At 72.0% G+C, this 16,670-nt stretch carries 17 protein-coding genes; 4 read left to right on the top strand and 13 right to left on the bottom strand.

Features of this window, described 5'->3' with window-relative positions:
* Positions 1-150: 150 nt before the first annotated feature.
* Genes ADL34_RS31060 through afsQ1 form a run of 3 tightly spaced genes read right to left on the bottom strand, consistent with a single transcriptional unit; the run spans position 151 to position 2,959 of the window.
* Positions 151-753: a hypothetical protein gene (locus tag ADL34_RS31060; protein WP_062674804.1), complete on the bottom strand. Its 603-nt coding sequence runs from the start codon at positions 751-753 to the stop codon at positions 151-153.
* A complete protein-coding gene (locus tag ADL34_RS31055; RefSeq protein ID WP_062674806.1) occupies positions 753-2,285 on the bottom strand; it encodes a sensor histidine kinase in 1,533 nt (510 codons plus the stop codon). The genes ADL34_RS31060 and ADL34_RS31055 overlap by 1 nt, the downstream gene beginning before the upstream one ends.
* A complete protein-coding gene (gene afsQ1, locus ADL34_RS31050; protein ID WP_037886857.1) occupies positions 2,282-2,959 on the bottom strand; it encodes a two-component system response regulator AfsQ1 in 678 nt (225 codons plus the stop codon). Before afsQ1 ends, ADL34_RS31055 begins: the two co-directional genes overlap by 4 nt.
* Before the next feature lie 206 nt (positions 2,960-3,165).
* On the opposite strand from afsQ1, the gene ADL34_RS31045 reads away from it, so the two are divergent.
* Positions 3,166-3,894 carry a SigE family RNA polymerase sigma factor gene (locus tag ADL34_RS31045; RefSeq protein WP_062674808.1) on the top strand — a complete coding sequence of 243 codons (729 nt, stop codon included), beginning with the start codon at positions 3,166-3,168 and terminating at the stop codon, positions 3,892-3,894.
* 175 nt (positions 3,895-4,069) lie between these two features.
* On the opposite strand, the gene ADL34_RS31040 is transcribed toward ADL34_RS31045, so the two are convergent.
* The 5 genes from ADL34_RS31040 to deoC all read right to left on the bottom strand — a co-directional run bounded on the left by ADL34_RS31040 (position 4,070) and on the right by deoC (position 8,536).
* Complete coding sequence (locus ADL34_RS31040; RefSeq protein WP_062674817.1) at positions 4,070-4,399, bottom strand: DUF6281 family protein; 330 nt, start codon at positions 4,397-4,399, stop codon at positions 4,070-4,072.
* 60 nt (positions 4,400-4,459) lie between these two features.
* Positions 4,460-5,086, bottom strand: coding sequence for a uridine kinase family protein (locus ADL34_RS31035; RefSeq protein WP_234375145.1), 627 nt, complete (start codon positions 5,084-5,086; stop codon positions 4,460-4,462).
* Positions 5,087-5,251: 165 nt separating this feature from the next.
* Entirely contained in the window at positions 5,252-6,139 is an 888-nt protein-coding gene (locus ADL34_RS31030) for an aldehyde dehydrogenase family protein (protein ID WP_062674811.1), read from the bottom strand.
* Positions 6,132-7,568 (bottom strand): aldehyde dehydrogenase family protein, encoded by a 1,437-nt coding sequence (locus tag ADL34_RS31025; RefSeq protein WP_062674809.1) that lies wholly within the window; start codon positions 7,566-7,568, stop codon positions 6,132-6,134. The genes ADL34_RS31030 and ADL34_RS31025 overlap by 8 nt, the downstream gene beginning before the upstream one ends.
* Before the next feature lie 5 nt (positions 7,569-7,573).
* Positions 7,574-8,536, bottom strand: coding sequence for a deoxyribose-phosphate aldolase (deoC, locus tag ADL34_RS31020; RefSeq protein ID WP_062739840.1), 963 nt, complete (start codon positions 8,534-8,536; stop codon positions 7,574-7,576).
* A 224-nt stretch (positions 8,537-8,760) separates the two neighbouring features.
* Between deoC and ADL34_RS31015 the strand changes: the two genes are divergently transcribed.
* Complete coding sequence (locus ADL34_RS31015) at positions 8,761-9,447, top strand: PH domain-containing protein (RefSeq protein WP_062674538.1); 687 nt, start codon at positions 8,761-8,763, stop codon at positions 9,445-9,447.
* A gap of 58 nt (positions 9,448-9,505) precedes the next feature.
* Here ADL34_RS31015 and ADL34_RS31010 read toward each other — a convergent pair whose 3' ends face one another.
* From ADL34_RS31010 to ADL34_RS31000, 3 genes are all read right to left on the bottom strand, one after another.
* Positions 9,506-11,137, bottom strand: a complete 1,632-nt coding sequence (locus ADL34_RS31010; RefSeq protein ID WP_062674536.1) for a phospho-sugar mutase — start codon at positions 11,135-11,137, stop codon at positions 9,506-9,508.
* A gap of 315 nt (positions 11,138-11,452) precedes the next feature.
* On the bottom strand, positions 11,453-12,277 hold the full coding sequence (locus ADL34_RS31005; RefSeq protein ID WP_062674534.1) for a purine-nucleoside phosphorylase: 825 nt from the start codon (positions 12,275-12,277) through the stop codon (positions 11,453-11,455).
* 102 nt (positions 12,278-12,379) lie between these two features.
* A complete protein-coding gene (locus ADL34_RS31000; RefSeq protein WP_062674532.1) occupies positions 12,380-12,817 on the bottom strand; it encodes a gamma-glutamylcyclotransferase in 438 nt (145 codons plus the stop codon).
* Between ADL34_RS31000 and ADL34_RS30995 the strand changes: the two genes are divergently transcribed.
* Both ADL34_RS30995 and ADL34_RS30990 read left to right on the top strand, forming a co-directional pair.
* On the top strand, positions 12,816-14,354 hold the full coding sequence (locus ADL34_RS30995) for an NAD(P)H-quinone dehydrogenase (protein WP_256959216.1): 1,539 nt from the start codon (positions 12,816-12,818) through the stop codon (positions 14,352-14,354). The two genes, ADL34_RS31000 and ADL34_RS30995, sit on opposite strands and share 2 nt — an antisense overlap.
* A 166-nt stretch (positions 14,355-14,520) precedes the next feature.
* Positions 14,521-15,474, top strand: a complete 954-nt coding sequence (locus ADL34_RS30990; protein ID WP_079034502.1) for a DeoR/GlpR family DNA-binding transcription regulator — start codon at positions 14,521-14,523, stop codon at positions 15,472-15,474.
* Positions 15,475-15,478: 4 nt separating this feature from the next.
* Here the strand turns inward: ADL34_RS30990 and ADL34_RS30985 are convergent, their stop codons facing one another.
* Complete coding sequence (locus tag ADL34_RS30985; RefSeq protein WP_062674526.1) at positions 15,479-16,024, bottom strand: TetR/AcrR family transcriptional regulator; 546 nt, start codon at positions 16,022-16,024, stop codon at positions 15,479-15,481.
* Between the two features lie 176 nt (positions 16,025-16,200).
* Positions 16,201-16,670: acetyl-CoA carboxylase biotin carboxyl carrier protein subunit (locus ADL34_RS30980; protein WP_159039005.1), on the bottom strand; the 470-nt coding region annotated here is incomplete at its 5' end.

The raw sequence follows: 16,670 nt of genomic DNA, 5'->3' as shown, positions 1-16,670 counted from the left end.
CACCCCCCAGATCATCAACAACAGGAGGGGGAAGTCATGCCGGACCCGAAGGCCGGAAGCCCCATTGCGGAGCCACGAAAAAGGTAACGGGGGGGGGGACCCCCACCCCGGCCCCTCTCCGCCGTACGCGGCTGGCCGGTCGCGGGTGCGTCAGGTGGTGCCGACCTCCGTGGACGGGGGCGCGTCGGTGCCGGGGCGGGTGCGGACCTCGTCCGTGCACTCGTAGCGGCGGGGCGGGGTGTCCGCGGGGCCGCCCAGGACGACCGAGCCGTCGCTCTCGGCCGCCGCGGAGTCCGAGAACGTGCAGACGATCTGGGCCAGGGCGTAGGAGGTGAGGGACGTGGGGGGTGTCGTCAGGCGGAGGGTTTCGTCCGGGTCGTCGCGGTGCGGGCCGGTGACTCCTGTGGCGCCTCGGACGTCCGTGGTGTAGCCCGCCTCCTTCTCCGGCGGTGACGGGGGTGCCTGGAGCTCGTCCAGGAGGCCCTGGGCCACCAGGACGCGGCGGGCCGCGTCGGCCGTGCCGTCGGGGACGCGGACCGTGCGGTCGACCGCGACCAGCTGGGAGCCGCACAGCAGGAAGATCTGGACCGGGAGGCCGCGGCTCCCCTGGGGGGAGGAGTCCGGTTCGGAGAGCGAGCAGTGGACGCGGGAGGGGGCCGGGCCGAAGTTGGTCGGCACCTCCGTGGGCCGTATACCGCAGCCGGCCAGGGTTATGGCGGCCAGGGTGAGGAGGGCCGGGAGACGCGGGTTCATCAGTCCTCCTTCTTGTCCGCCGGTTCGTCCCGGGGGAGGCGCAGGGTGAAGACGGCGCCGCCGTCGGGGGAGTTGGCGGCGGTGATCTCGCCGCCGTGGATGTGGGCGTTCTCGAGGGCGATGGAGAGGCCCAGGCCGCTTCCCTCGGAGCGGGGGCGGGAGGCGCTGGCCTTGTAGAAGCGGTCGAAGACGTGGGGGAGGACGTCCTCGGGGATGCCGGGGCCGTGGTCGCGTACGTCGATGACCACCGCGTCGTCCTCCTCGCGGACCGTGACGCGGACCGGGGAGCCGCCGTGCTTGAGGGCGTTGCCGATCAGGTTGGCCAGGATGACGTCGAGGCGGCGCGGGTCGAGGCGGGCCATGATGCCGCGTTCGGCGTCCAGTTCGACGGCGTCCAGCCAGGCGCGGGCGTCGATGCAGGCGGTGATCAGGTCGGCCACGTCGACGTCGTCGAGGACCAGGCGGGCCGTGCCCGCGTCGAAGCGGGTGACCTCCATGAGGTTCTCGACGAGGTCGTTCAGGCGGCGGGTCTCGCTCACCACGAGACGGACCGCGGGCTCGATCATCGGGTCGACCGAGCCGGTACCCGCTTCCAGCTCCTCTTCGAGGACCTCGGTGACGGCGGTGATCGCGGTGAGCGGCGTGCGCAGTTCGTGGGACATGTCGGCCACGAAGCGGCGGGACGCCTCGTCGCGGCCGGCCATGTCGGCGACCCGTTTCTCCAGTGCCTCGGCCGCGTTGTTGAACGTCCGGGAGAGGTCGGCCAGTTCGTCCGTACCGGACACCCGCAGACGCGTGTCGAGTCTGCCCTCGCCGAGGCGGCGGGCGGCCACGCCGAGGCGGTGCACCGGCTTGAGCACGGTGGTGGCGGCCGCCTGGGCGAGGAGCGCCGAACCGATCAGGGCCAGGCCGGTGGCGATGCCCAGGGACCAGGCCAGGGAGTTGAGGTCCTTGGCCTCCTGTTCGAGGGACTTGAGCATGTAGCCGGTCGTGCCGCCGCCGACGACCTTGGTGCCGGCTATCAGGTACGGCTTGTCGTCCTCGACGATCCGCTGCCAGTACAGGTGGTACGCGGCCTTGTCGGAGGAGTCGACCCGCTGCTTGTCGTTGACCGCCGTGCGCAGGGACTTGGGCACGTCGGCCAGGGTGAAGCCGTCCAGGGCGCCGGAGCTGCTGTACAGCGGCTTGCCGTCGGCGTCCTGGGCGACCAGCAGGACGCTGAAGCGCTGGCTGCTGTTCGCCATCTGCCCGGCCGTGTGCTGGAGTTCGTCCTGCGTGGGGCGCGCGGGCAGCAGCCCGGCCCGGTTCTGCATCTCCTGCTGGAAGTCGCGCAGCACCGCGTCCTGGGTGCGGGTGAGGACCGCCTCCCGGTTCAGCCAGTACGCGATCCCGGAGGCGGAGACGGCGGCGGTGAGCGCCACCAGGCCGAAGACGACCACCAGCCGCAGCCGCAGACTGGTGAACCGCAGCCTCGACCACACTCCCTTGCGAGCCGCGGTCCAGCCGCGGAGACCTGCCTGCGTGTCCGTCACTGAGGCGCGTCCAGGCGGTAGCCGACCCCGCGGACCGTGCGGATCAGGGTGGGCGAGGACGGGACGTCCTCGACCTTGGCGCGCAGCCGCTGCACACAGGCGTCCACCAGGCGGGAGTCGCCCAGGTAGTCGTGTTCCCAGACCAGGCGCAGCAGTTGCTGGCGGGACAGGGCCTGACCGGGGCGGCGGCTCAGTTCCAGCAGCAGGCGCAGCTCGGTCGGGGTGAGCTGGAGGTCCTCGCCGTTCTTCGTGACGGTCATCGCGGCACGGTCGATGACCAGGCTGCCGAAGGTCGCGGCGTCGTTCGACTCCCGCTCCCCGCGGCGCAGCACCGCGCGGATCCGGGCGTCCAGCACCCGGCCCTGCACGGGCTTGACGACGTAGTCGTCCGCGCCGGACTCCAGGCCGACCACGACGTCGATGTCGTCGCTGCGGGCCGTGAGCAGGATGATCGGCAGCTGGTCGGTGCGCCGGATGCGCCGGCACACCTCGAAGCCGTCGATGCCGGGCAGCATCACGTCCAGCACGATCAGGTCCGGCCGCTGCTCGCGCAGCAGCTTCAGGCCGTCCTCACCGGTGGCAGCCGTGGCTACCCGGTGACCCTGGCGGGTGAGCGAAAGCTCCAGGGCCGTGCGGATGGCGTCGTCGTCCTCGATCAGCAACAGGGAAGGCACGCCGCACATTCTGGCCCATGCGGGGGTGGTGTTTCGACACCTGTACGAGCAGTTCGGTTACGCGCGCGTAGTGCTCGGGTGTCCCGGACCCCTGTGACAGGTCTGTGACAGTCGGCGGACAGGGCCATGAAAGTGGCCGGGCAAGCTTTTCGGCACAGGCAAGACAGCACCGCAGAACACCGGAAGTCCACGACGGGGGGCGCGAGATGAACACGCTGCACGGCACCAGCACCAGCGCAGTGATCACGCGTCTGCACGACGTGAACGGGGGCCGGGGGACGACGGGGCGGGGGTGCGCTCGCGGCACGGGGCGTCAGCACACCGGTTACATGACGGTGGTCGACGGCCGCACGGGGGAGACGCACGGGGGATCCGCGTACGGGGAGGACTCGGGGGAGAGCCGGCGCTCGCTGTCGGAGGCGGAGTTCACCGCCTACGTCCAGGAGCGCCGCGCCTCCCTGTACGCGACCGCCTACCACCTGACCGGTGACCGCTTCGAGGCCGAGGACCTGCTGCAGAGCGCGCTGTTCTCGACGTACCGGGCGTGGGACCGGATCAGCGACAAGGCCGCCGTGGGCGGCTACCTGCGGCGGACCATGACGAACCTGCACATCAGCGCGTGGCGCCGCCGCAAGCTGAACGAGTACCCGACCGAGGAGCTGCCGGAGACGCCCGGCGACACGGACGCGATGCGCGGCACGGAGCTGCGCGCGGTCCTGTGGCAGGCGCTGGCCCGGCTGCCCGAACTCCAGCGGACGATGCTGGTCCTGCGTTACTACGAGGGCCGCACCGACCCGGAGATCGCGGACATCCTCGACATCAGTGTCGGCACGGTGAAGTCGAGCATCTGGCGCTCCCTGCGCCGGCTGCGCGAGGACGAGGTCCTCAGCTTCGGCCGTGACGAGGAGGACGCCTTCGGGGAGCTCGTCGCCTGAAGGTGAAGGGGGGACCGCTCGGGGGAGCGGTGCCAGTGGGGGGACTCACGGGGGCTGGGGGGCCACCGGGGGGATCCACGGGGGAACGGGGGGTGCTCCACCACGGGGGAAGCGGTGGAGCACGACGGTGCGGGGCCGGGGCCGGGGGGTCCGCCGGCCCCGTTTCCGTGTGTGGTCAGCGGGCGGTCATGTACGCGGCTGTCGACGGGTCGTCCCCGACGGCGACGGCCTCGGTGGGATCTGCCCCCTCGACCGTGTAGACGCCGGTCGTGGCCTCGGGCAGACCCGTCTCCGGGTCGTTCGGGGTGTCCTCGCAGGCCGCGACGGTGGCGGTGCCGAGCCGCTCGCCGACGGTGAAGCCGGACTTCGCCGTGGGCAGGTAGCCACGGCCGTCGTAGGTCACCAGGCCCGAGCAGGACGCCTCACCGGCCTCCCCGCCGCCCCCGCCCGAGCACCCGGCCGCCGTCAGGACCGCCACCGTCACCAGCAGAACCGCACGCCTCATCGTTCGTCCTCTCCGTCGCCGTACGTGTCGTGCCTACGACGGAGCAGGCGGTGTGATCGTTCAGCAGGCCGGGGTCGGCGTCGCCGCGGCGGCCGCCGTGAGGCGGGTCAGGGCCTCGTCGCGGTCGCAGGCGTGGGCGCCCAGGGCCGTCTGGCGGGCGACGATCGAGCGTTCCAGGCGCATCAGGCGCCAGCCTCGGCGCAGCAGGAACGGCACCGACTTGCGGCCCTCCCGCAGATCGCGCAGGAAGCGGCGCCGGAACGTCTTCACCGGGCCGCGGCTCAGGCACAGGGCGTCCGCCAGCAGGCCGAGCTCCCGGCAGCGCGAGACGATCTCCGCCGCGAAGATGCCCTCCGCGATGAACAGCGGGGACTGCCCGATGTCCACGCTCTCGTGCCCCGTGCGGGCGCTCAGCGAGATGTCGTAGACCGGCACGTCCGTGCGCCGCGTGCGGCACAGGTCGGTGAGCGCCGCGACGGCCGCGTCGGCGTCCCACGAGTCGGGGTGGTCCCAGTCGATGTCGGAGCTCCCGGGGACCTGCGGCAGGGTCGGGTCGCCGGCCTCCTTGTAGAAGTCGTCGAGCCGCAGCACCGGAAGACCGGAGAGGGCCGCGAGGAGGGACTTGCCGGAGCCGGAGGGGCCGCAGAGCAGCACGACTCGCGTCGGTATGGGCGCAGGGGAACTCACGGGACACCAGTCTGAGGCATGCACCGGCCTCCGGACGACCCGGCGGACGCCGTTGATGCGCGCATCACACCCCGGGGCCGTCCCGGCGGGCGTGCGCCGGCACGGCGAAGAGCCGTGGCTCCCCCGGACGGAGGGGAGGCACGGCTCTCCGGTCGAAGGGCGTCCTCAGTACGAGGAGCCGGACGCGCCCAGCGAACCCGTCGGGTGCCAGACCGTCTTGGTCTCCAGGAACGCCGTCATCCGGTCGGTGCCGGGAGCGGCCGACCAGTCGTCCACAGGCTGTGGACGCAGGACGCGCTTCAGGTTGTCCGCCGCCGCGATCTCCAGCTCCTTCGCCAGCACCTCGTCGGCGCCCGCGAGGTCGATCGCGTTGACGTCCTGGTGCGCGGCGAGCGGCGTGGCGATCTCCGCCGTACGGCCGGAGAGGATGTTCACCACTCCGCCGGGGACGTCGGACGTGGCCAGGACCTCGGCCAGGGACAGGGCGGGCAGCGGGGCCTTCTCCGAGGCCACCACGACCGCCGTGTTGCCAGTCGCGATCACCGGGGCCACGACCGAGACCAGGCCCAGGAACGACGACTCCTGCGGCGCCAGCACGGCCACCACGCCCGTCGGCTCGGGCGAGGACAGGTTGAAGAACGGGCCCGCGACCGGGTTGCCGCCGCCGACCACCTGGGCGATCTTGTCGGTCCAGCCCGCGTACCAGACCCAGCGGTCGATCGCCGCGTCCACCTGCTCGCCGGCCTTCGACTTCGACAGGCCCTCGGCGTCGGCGACCTCGTGCACGAACTGCGCCCGGCGGCCCTCCAGCATCTCGGCGACGCGGTAGAGGACCTGGCCGCGGTTGTACGCGGTCGCGCCGGACCAGCCGCCGACGGCCTTGCGGGCGGCGACCACCGCGTCACGGGCGTCCTTGCGGGACGACAGCGGTGCGTTCGCCAGCCAGTTGCCCTTCGAGTCCGTCACCTCGTACACCCGGCCGCTCTCGGAACGCGGGAACTTCCCGCCGACGTACAGCTTGTAGGTCTTCAGGACATTGAGTCGGTCAGACATCGAGGTACGCCTCCAGGCCGTGGCGGCCGCCCTCGCGGCCGAAGCCCGACTCCTTGTAGCCGCCGAACGGCGAGGTCGGGTCGAACTTGTTGAACGTGTTGGACCAGACGACGCCCGCGCGGAGCTTGTTCGCCACGGCGAGGATCCGCGACCCCTTCTCCGTCCAGATGCCCGCCGACAGGCCGTACGGGGTGTTGTTGGCCTTGGCGACGGCCTCGTCCGGGGTACGGAAGGTGAGGACCGACAGCACCGGGCCGAAGATCTCGTCCCTGGCGACGGTGTGCGCCTGCGTGACGTTCGTGAACAGCGTCGGGGCGAACCAGTAGCCGCTCTCGGGCAGGTCGCAGGCGGGCGACCAGCGCTCGGCGCCCTCCGCCTCGCCGCGCTCGACGAGGGAGGTGATGCGGCTCAGCTGCTCCTCGGAGTTGATCGCTCCGATGTCGGTGTTCTTGTCGAGCGGGTCGCCGAGACGCAGGGTCGACAGGCGGCGCTTCAGGGAGTCCAGCAGTTCGTCCTGGATCGACTCCTGGACGAGCAGGCGGCTGCCCGCGCAGCAGACCTGGCCCTGGTTGAAGAAGATCCCGTTGACGATCCCCTCGACGGCCTGGTCGATCGGGGCGTCGTCGAAGACGATGTTGGCGCCCTTGCCGCCGAGCTCCAGGGTGACCTTCTTGCGGGTGCCCGCGACCGTGCGGGCGATCTCCTTGCCGACGGCCGTGGAGCCGGTGAAGGCCACCTTGTTCACGTCCGGGTGCGCGACCAGCGCGGCGCCCGCGTCGCCGTAGCCCGGCAGGATGTTGACGACGCCCTTGGGCAGGCCCGCCTGGCGGCAGATGTCCGCGAAGAAGAGGGCCGAGAGGGGGGTCGTCTCGGCGGGCTTCAGGACGACCGTGTTGCCGGTGGCCAGGGCAGGGGCGATCTTCCAGGCCAGCATCAGCAGCGGGAAGTTCCAGGGGATGACCTGGCCCGCGACCCCGAGCGGCCTGGGGTTCGCGCCGTAGCCGGCGTGGTCGAGCTTGTCCGCCCAGCCCGCGTAGTAGAAGAAGTGCGCGGCGACCAGGGGGAGGTCCGCGTCGCGGGTCTCCTTGATCGGCTTGCCGTTGTCCAGCGTCTCCAGGACGGCCAGCTCGCGGCTGCGCTCCTGGATGATGCGGGCGATGCGGAAGAGGTATTTGGCGCGCTCGGAGCCGGGCAGCGCGGACCACTTCTCGAACGCCTTGCGGGCGGCCTTCACCGCGCGGTCCACGTCCGCTTCGCCGGCCTGGGCGATCTCGGACAGGACCTCCTCGGACGACGGCGAGACGGTCTTGAAGACCTTGCCGTCCGCCGCGTCCGTGAACTCGCCGTCGATGAACAGGCCGTACGACGGCGCGATGTCGACGATCGAGCGGGACTCGGGGGCCGGGGCGTATGCGAATACCGATGCCATGGTGATCAGTCCACCGTCACGTAGTCGGGGCCGGAGTAGCGGCCGGTGGCCAGCTTCTGCCGCTGCATCAGCAGGTCGTTCAGAAGCGAGGAGGCGCCGAAGCGGAACCAGTGGTTGTCCAGCCAGTCCTCGCCGGCGGTCTCGTTGACCAGCACGAGGAATTTGATGGCGTCCTTGGAGGTGCGGATTCCGCCGGCCGGCTTCACGCCGACCTGGATGCCGGTCTGGGCGCGGAAGTCGCGCACCGCTTCCAGCATGAGGAGGGTGTTGGCGGGGGTGGCGTTCACGGCGACCTTGCCGGTGGACGTCTTGATGAAGTCCGCGCCGGCCAGCATGCCGAGCCAGCTCGCGCGCCGGATGTTGTCGTACGTCGACAGCTCGCCGGTCTCGAAGATGACCTTGAGGCGGGCGGTGGTCCCGCAGGCATCCTTCACGGCGGTGATCTCGTCGTAGACCTTCATGTAGTTCCCTGCGAGGAACGCGCCGCGGTCGATGACCATGTCGATCTCGTCGGCACCGGCGGCGACGGCGTCCCGTACGTCCGCGAGCTTCACGGAGAGCGCGGCGCGGCCCGCGGGGAAGGCGGTGGCGACCGAGGCGACCTTCACGGAGGTGCCGGCGACGGCCTCCTTGGCGGTGGCCACCATGTCGGGGTAGACGCAGACGGCCGCGGTCGACGGGGTCGAGCGGTCGGTCGGGTCGGGGCGGACCGCCTTGGCGCCGAGCGCCCGGACCTTGCCCGGGGTGTCCGCGCCTTCCAGCGTCGTCAGGTCGACCATCGAGATGGCGAGGTCGATGGCGTACGCCTTGGCGGTCGTCTTGATGGAACGGGTGCCGAGGGACGCGGCCCGCGCCTCCAGGCCGACCGCGTCTACGCCGGGCAGCCCGTGGAGGAAGCGGCGCAGCGTGCTGTCGGACGCGGCGACGTCCTTGAGTGCGTGAGCTGCGGCAGATGCATTGGTGGGCATGGTCACCAGACGAGCATATCTACGCGCGTAGCGGCTGTACACCCCGTGGGGCGGAATCGGAATCGGAATCGGTGAGGGGTGGGGTGGCGTGTGAGGGCTTGTGGGGTGGGTGGCGTGTGGGGGCTTGGTGGGGTGGGTGCGGTGGGTGAGTGGGGGTGTGTTTTCGGGTGGGTGTGGACGCTGCGTTGTGAACAGGCGTTCAGGGGTACGGCAGAATCGGCAGCATGACGACCCCTGCTCCAACCCCCGACCCTGCCTCGAAAGACCGGGTCTACCGTTCGCCCATGGGCATGCTCGGTGGCGCCCTCGTGATGGCCATCGCCCTGTGGCTCGGCATCGACGCCCTGGTGATCGGCACGGGGAGCACCCCGTGGCTGGCCCTCGCCGCGCTGATCCTGGTCGTGCCGCTCATCACCGCGTTCACGCTGCGTCCGGCCGTGTACGCCAACGAGGAGCGGCTGCGGATCCGCAACCCGCTCCGGGTCGTCGTGCTGCCCTGGGGGCAGGTCGCCTCCCTGCGCTCGCGCTACTCCAACGAGGTCGTCACGGCGTCCGGGGCCAAGTTCGCGCTCTGGGCCATTCCGGTGTCGCTGCGCGCCCGCAAGAAGGCGGCGCGGCAGACGGCCGCCGCCGAGCGTGGCGCCTCGCGTGGCGGGCGCCGGGGCGGGGACCAGGGGCTCGGGCTGGGCCTCGGGACGCCGGGCAGGGGCGCCGCCGCCGACGGGCCCGTGCGCGCCGAGACCGACAAGGTCATGGACGAGCTGCGGGAGCTGCTGGAGCGGTACGAGGACCGGGCCTCGCGCAGTGACGCGCCGAGTGTGGGCGAGGTCAGTGTGCGGTGGGCCTATGAGGTCATCGGGCCCGCGGTGGCGGGGGCCGTGCTGTTGGTGATCCTGCTCGCCGTGCGGTGAGCGGGTTCGGTTCGGTGGGGCTTTGGGGGGTGCCTCGGGCGAGGCACCCCCGTGCGCCTCAGATGCCTGCCGCTGCGGAGAGGTCACTCTTGAGCGTTGTCAGGAGGTCCGTCGCCTTCGCGTGTGCTGACGGCAGGGACGCGTGGTCCGCCACCGGGACCACGACCTCCAGGTAGCACTTGAGCTTGGGCTCCGTGCCGCTGGGGCGGACGATGACGCGCGCGCCCTCCAGGGTGTAACGCAGGCCGTCCGTGGGCGGGAGCTTGTCCGTGCCCTTGGTGAGGTCCTCGGCGTGGGTGACGGCCAGGCCCGCGAGCTCGGTCGGCGGCTGTTCGCGCAGGCGGGTCATCGCGTCCGCGATGACGGACAGGTCCTCCACGCGCACCGAGAGCTGGTCCGTGGCGTGCAGGCCGTGCTCCACGGCGAGGTCGTCCAGGAGGTCGGTCAGCGTGCGGCCCTCGGCCTTGAGCGTCGAGGCCAGTTCCGTGATCAGCAGGGCGGCCGTGATGCCGTCCTTGTCGCGGACGCCCTCTGGGTCGACGCAGTAGCCCAGCGCCTCCTCGTAGCCGTAGCGCAGGCCGTCCACCCGGGCGATCCACTTGAAGCCGGTCAGGGTCTCCTCGTACGGCAGCTTCGCCTTCTCGGCGATCCGGCCGAGGAGGGAGGACGAGACGATCGACTCCGCGAACGTGCCCTGCGCTCCACGGGCGACCAGGTGGGCGGCGAGCAGGGCGCCGACCTCGTCGCCGCGCAGCATGCGCCATGCGCCGTCGTCCTTGACGGCCACCGCGCAGCGGTCGGCGTCCGGGTCGTTGGCGATGACGAGGTCCGGGTCCTCCTCGCGGGCCTTCGCGAAGGCCAGGTCCATCGCGCCGGGCTCCTCCGGGTTGGGGAACGCGACGGTGGGGAAGTCCGGGTCGGGCTCGGCCTGCTCGGCGACCAGGGCGGGGGCGGGGAAGCCGGCACGCGCGAAGGCCGCCAGGAGGACGTCCTTGCCGACGCCGTGCATCGCCGTGTAGACGGTGCGGGCGGTGCGGGGGGAACCCTCGGCGAGAACCGCGTCCGTGCGGGCGAGGTAGGCGTCGAGGACGCCGTCGTCCAGGGTCTCCCAGCCGGCGTCGGGGCGGGGGACGTCGTGGAGGGACGCGATCGCGGCGATCTCGGCGGCGATGTCGGCGTCGGCGGGCGGCACGATCTGGGAGCCGTCGCCGAGGTACACCTTGTAGCCGTTGTCGCGGGGCGGGTTGTGGCTGGCGGTGACCTCGACGCCGGCCACCGCGCCGAGGTGCCTTATCGCGTACGCGAGGACCGGGGTGGGGAGGGGGCGGGGCAGGACGGCGGCACGGAGGCCGGCGCCGGTCATGACCGCCGCGGTGTCGCGGGCGAAGTCCGCCGACTTGTGGCGGGCGTCGTAGCCGATCACGACCAGGCCGTCGGTGTGGCCCTGCTTGCGCAGGTATGCGGCAAGGCCTGCGGCCGCGCGGATGACGACCGAGCGGTTCATGCGGAGCGGTCCGGCGCCGAGTTCGCCGCGCAGGCCCGCGGTGCCGAACTGGAGGGTGCCGGCGAAGCGGGCGGCGAGCTCGTCGGTGTCCCCGGCGTCCAGGAGCGCGGCGAGCTCGGCGCGGGTCTCCGGGTCGGGGTCCTCGGCGAGCCATGCCTGGGCGCGGGCGATGAGGTCGTCTTGCACGTCGGTCAGCCTCTCGTGGTGGTCGGGGCGGAGGGCGGGTCCGGGTGGTCTTCGGGGCCCGGGTGGTCTTCGCGGTGCGGGTCGTCCCTTTGGTGCCTGCGGCGGCCCGGTGTCGCTTCTGTAGCGCCGGGCGACAAAGCGCCGGGCGACAAAGCGCCGGGCGACAAAAGCGTCGGGCGACAAAGGGGTGCGGGCCCGGGGTGGGGGGTGTCCGTCCTCGGTCCGGCGGCTCTGTGGGAACGGATGTGCTGTTCCTTTGACGCCGGACGCTGCGGGCGGACACCCCCCACCCCGGGCCCTCCTCGCCGTACGCGGCTACAGGCGGCCCAGTACCTGGGCCAGGAGGGAGCCCATGCGGGCGGCCGAGTCGCGGCCCGCCTGGAGGACCTCCTCGTGGTTGAGGGGTTCGCCCGTCATGCCGGCGGCCAGGTTCGTGACCAGGGAGATGCCGAGGACCTCGGCGCCGGCCTCACGGGCGGCGATCGCCTCGAGGACCGTCGACATGCCGACCAGGTCCGCGCCGATCACGCGGGCCATGCGGATCTCGGCCGGGGTCTCGTAGTGCGGGCCGGGGAACTGTGCGTAGACGCCCTCCTCGAGGGTGGCGTCGATCTCCTTGCACAGGGCGCGCAGGCGGGGGCTGTAGAGGTCGGTGAGGTCGACGAAGTTGGCGCCGACGATGGGGGAGGTGGCCGTGAGGTTGATGTGGTCGCTGATCAGGACCGGCTGGCCGGGGCGCATTCCCTCGCGGAGGCCGCCGCAGCCGTTGGTGAGCACGATCGTCTTGCAGCCCGCCGCCACCGCGGTGCGCACGCCGTGGGCGACGGCGGCCACGCCGCGGCCCTCGTAGTAGTGCGTGCGGCCCAGGAAGACCAGGGCGCGCTTGTCGCCGGTGCGGTACGAGCGGATCTTGCCGCCGTGCCCTTCGACCGCCGGCGGCGGGAAGCCGGGCAGCTCGGTGACCGGGAACTCGGCCTCGGGCGCGCCGAGGGCGTCCACTGCCGGGGCCCAGCCGGAGCCCATCACCAGGGCGACGTCGTGGGTGTCGGCGCCCGTGAGTTCGCGCAGGCGTGCGGCGGCGGCGTCGGCGGCCGCGTGCGGGTCGCCCTGGATGTCGTCCGGAAGGAGAGATGCGTTCACGCGACTGAGGGTAGCCGGTTTGGGCCTACGCGCGTAGATGACGGAGCTCACGGGATGGCGATCGTTGTCTTGTCGTATCCGACGAAAAGTGGGGCCGGTGGGTCAGCAGGGGCGCTTGCGCAGTTCCATGACGTAGTCGTGGGGGGCTCCCGCGGATTCGGCCGCGTCGGCGATCTCGCCCAGGTAGCGCGCCGAGGGGAGGCCGCCCTCGTAGGCGTTCAGGACGTACGTCCAGGCCTGCTCCTCGCCCTCCAGGGTGTGCACGCGGACGCGCAGGCGGCGGTATATGCCCAGGCCCACGCCCTCCCAGCGGTCCAGGGAGTCCTCGTCCATCGGCGCGATGTCGTAGAGCGCGACGAAGACCGATTCCAGGGGGTCCTCGACGAGCGTGGCCAGCGCGCCCTCCCAGCCGAGCTGTTCGCCGCCGAACGTCAGCCGCCACCCGTTGAGCCAGCCGGTGGCGCGCAGCGGCGAGTGGGGGGCGCGGCGGGTCATCAGCCGCGCGTCGAGATTGCCGGCGTACGCGGCGTAGAGCGACATGGGGGGAAGGGTACGGCAGTGCCACTCCCGTAACGGTGGTGTCTCGTGGTGGCCCCCCAGGCGGTCGCACCCTGTCGCGTGCGGGACAATGGAGTACGTGACTCGGATCGTGATCATCGGTGGCGGACCCGGCGGATACGAAGCGGCGCTGGTCGCCGCTCAGCTCGGCGCGGAGGTGACCGTCGTCGACTCCGACGGTCTGGGCGGGGCGTCGGTGCTGACCGACTGCGTGCCGTCCAAGACTCTGATCGCCACGGCCGAGGTGATGACCACCTTCGACTCCTCGTACGAGGAGCTGGGCATCATCGTCGCCGACGACACCCCGCACATCGACACGCCCGCGCGTGTCGTGGGCGTCGACCTGGGCAAGGTCAACCGGCGTGTGAAGCGGCTCGCGCTCGCCCAGTCGCACGACATCACCGCGTCGGTGACGCGGGCCGGTGCCCGGGTCATGCGCGGGCGCGGGCGGCTGGAGGGCATGCAGGCCCTCGACGGGTCGCGCAAGGTCGTGGTGCGGACCGCCGACGGCAGCGAGGAGACGCTGGTCGCCGACGCCGTGCTCATCGCGACGGGCGGTCACCCGCGCGAGCTGCCCGACGCCCAGCCGGACGGCGAGCGCATCCTGAACTGGACCCAGGTCTACGACCTCGACGAGCTGCCCGAGGAGCTCATCGTGGTGGGTTCGGGCGTCACCGGCGCCGAGTTCGCGGGTGCCTATCAGGCGCTGGGCTCGCGGGTCACGCTCGTTTCGTCGCGGGACCGGGTGCTGCCCGGGGAGGACCCGGACGCCGCCGCTGTGCTGGAGGACGTCTTCCGGCGCCGTGGCATGAACGTCATGGCGCGCTCGCGTGCCGCCGCCGCCAAGCGGGTCGGCGACCGGGTGGAGGTCACCCTGGCGGACGGCCGGGTCATCAGCGGCAGCCACTGCCTGATGGCCGTCGGCGCCGTCCCGAACTCCGAGGGCCTCGGCCTGGAGGAGGCCGGCGTCAAGGTCCGTGAGTCCGGGCACATCTGGACCGACAAGGTGTCCCGGACGACCGCTCCCGGCGTCTATGCGGCGGGGGATGTCACGGGTGTGTTCGCCCTGGCCTCGGTCGCGGCGATGCAGGGGCGTATCGCCATGTACCACTTCCTCGGCGACGCCGTGGCCCCGCTGAATCTGAAGACCGTGTCCTCGAACGTCTTCACCGATCCCGAGATCGCCACCGTCGGGTACACCCAGGCCGACGTGGACGCGGGGAAGATCGACGCCCGCGTGGTGAAGCTGCCGCTGCTGCGCAATCCCCGCGCGAAGATGCAGGGGATCCGGGACGGCTTCGTCAAGATCTTCTGCCGGCCGGGCACCGGCATCGTGGTCGGCGGTGTCGTCGTGGCCCCGCGCGCCTCGGAACTGATCCACCCCATCTCGATCGCCGTCGACAACAATCTGACGGTCGAGCAGATCGCGAACGCCTTCACCGTGTACCCCTCGCTTTCGGGGTCGATCGCCGAGGTCGCCCGGCAGCTGCACACGCGCAAGGCGGGCGCCGACCTCTGACGGCCGGATCCGACTCCCCGCTGGTCACGGGGAGTTGCCGCGCATGCGAGCGGCATAGGCGGCGGGACTAGGCCTTATACCACTCGGGGTGCCCGCGTACGAACAACTTCTGTTATTCGGCGCAAACTGCTGAAAGCAGACGGTCGTTGGGGTTACTGTCAGTTTCGTGTTCGCTGCAGAACGTCGCCAATTGATCCTCGAAATGGTGCGAGCGAACGGGGCCGTGTCGCTCCGTGAGCTCGCCCGCGTCGTCCAGACCTCCGAAGTGACCGTACGGCGGGACGTGCGCGCGCTGGAGGCAGAAGGACTCCTCGACCGCCGGCACGGCGGTGCGGTATTGCCGGGCGGGTTCACGCGGGAGTCCGGCTTTCCGCAGAAGTCACATCTCGCGACCGCCGAGAAGACCGCCATCGCCGACCTCGCCGCGAACTTCGTGGAGGAGGGCGAGGCCATCGTCGTCGGGGCGGGGACCACCACCCAGGAGCTGGCCCGCCGGCTCGCCCGGGTGCCCGGGCTGACCGTCGTCACCAACTCCCTCCTGGTGGCGCAGGCGCTGGCCCACGCCAACCGGGTCGAGGTCGTGATGACCGGCGGCACGCTGCGCGGTTCGAACTACGCCCTCGTCGGCAGCGGCGCCGAGCAGTCCCTCCAGGGGCTGCGGGTGTCGCGGGCCTTCCTCTCCGGGAGCGGGCTGACCGCCGAGCGCGGACTGTCCACGTCCAACATGCTGTCGGCGTCCGTCGACCGGGCGTTGGTGCAGGCCGCCGCGGAGGTCGTCGTCCTCGCCGACCACACCAAGCTCGGCACCGACACGATGTTCCAGACGGTGCCCTCGGACGTCATCACGCGGCTGGTCACCGACGAGCCGCCGGCCCATGACGACCGTGCCCACACCGAGCTCCAGGCCCTCGCCGACCAGGGGGTGCAGATCGCCGTGGCCGGGGCGGCCGGGGCGTCGGGGGGTGACGAGGTCCCGGCGCGCCGACAGCAGCAGCGCGCGCTGCCGGGACCGCGCCGGGGTCAGGCTCCTCCGGGGCTGCGGCCCGCCGCCGCCACGATGCTCGGTGAGCAGGGCGCCGAGCGGGAGCGGGCCCGGGTCGCCGACCTGCGGCGGCGCTGACCCCTCAGGGCTTCAGGCCCCGCAGGGTCAGGTTCAGCAGCCGGTCCGCGAGGTCCGGGTCGGACGGGGTCTCCTCCGCCGCCAGGGCGATCGCGTGCGTCAGCTGGAGCAGGTCGGCGATCGCCACGTCCGCGCGGACGGAGCCGGCCTGCTGGGCGCGGGCGAGCAGCGCCCCGCCCGCCTGCCGGATCGGGTCGCTGCACCGGGCGAGCGCGGAGGAACCGTCGGCCGAGACGGCCATCAGGGAGCGGGCCAGCCCGCGGTACTCGCCCGCGTGCGTCACCGTCTCGCGCAGCCAGGTCACCAGGGCCGCACACGGCTCCGGGGCCTCCAGGAGCTGGCGCGAGCGGGTCAGGAGCTCACCGGCCGCGTCCTCGAAGACGGCGCTCACCAGGGCGTCCCGGTTGGGGAAGTGCCGGTACAGCGTGCCGATGCCGACGCCGGCCCGGCGGGCCACGTCCTCCAGGGACGCGTCGGTGCCGTGCTCGGCGAAGGCGGCCCGGGCCTCCGTCAGCAGCCGTTCGTGATTGCGGCGGGCGTCCGCGCGCATGGCGCGCGGAGGTGCCATGAGGTCCTCGCTCCCCGCTCGCTCGCGTGAGGTCGCGCCCACCCCTGCCTCCTCGTCCGCCCGGGCCCGGTGTGCCTCAAGAATGCCACCCGTACGACGACGAGGCGCCCGGCGGACCTCCATGGGGTCCGCCGGGCGCCTCGTCGGTGCCGTGGGCGTCAGTCCTTGATCTCGCAGATCGGCGCGCCGGAGGTGAGGGAGGCTCCGATCTCGGCGGTCAGGCCCTTGACCGTGCCCGCCTTGTGGGCGTTCAGCGGCTGCTCCATCTTCATGGCCTCCAGGACGACGATCAGGTCGCCCTCCTTGACCTCCTGGCCCTCCTCGACCGCGACCTTGACGATCGTGCCCTGCATCGGGGAGGCGAGGGTGTCGCCGGAGGCGGCGGGGCCGGACTTCTTGGCCGCGCGGCGCTTCGGCTTGGCGCCGGCGGCGAGGCCGGTGCGGGCCAGCGACATGCCGAGCGAGGCCGGGAGGGAGACCTCCAGGCGCTTGCCCCCGACCTCGACGACGACGGTCTCGCGGCCGCTCTCCTCGTCGGTGCCGGTGTCGGTGGGGGCGGTGAAGGGCTTGATGTCGTTGACGAACTCGGTCTCGATCCACCGGGTGTGGACCGTGAACGGGTCCGCCG

The organism is Streptomyces sp. NRRL WC-3605, assembly GCF_001509795.1.
Taxonomy (GTDB): domain Bacteria; phylum Actinomycetota; class Actinomycetes; order Streptomycetales; family Streptomycetaceae; genus Streptomyces; species Streptomyces viridochromogenes.
Note: the sequence above shows the minus strand (reverse complement) of the source record. Positions and strands in the feature narration are given on the sequence as shown.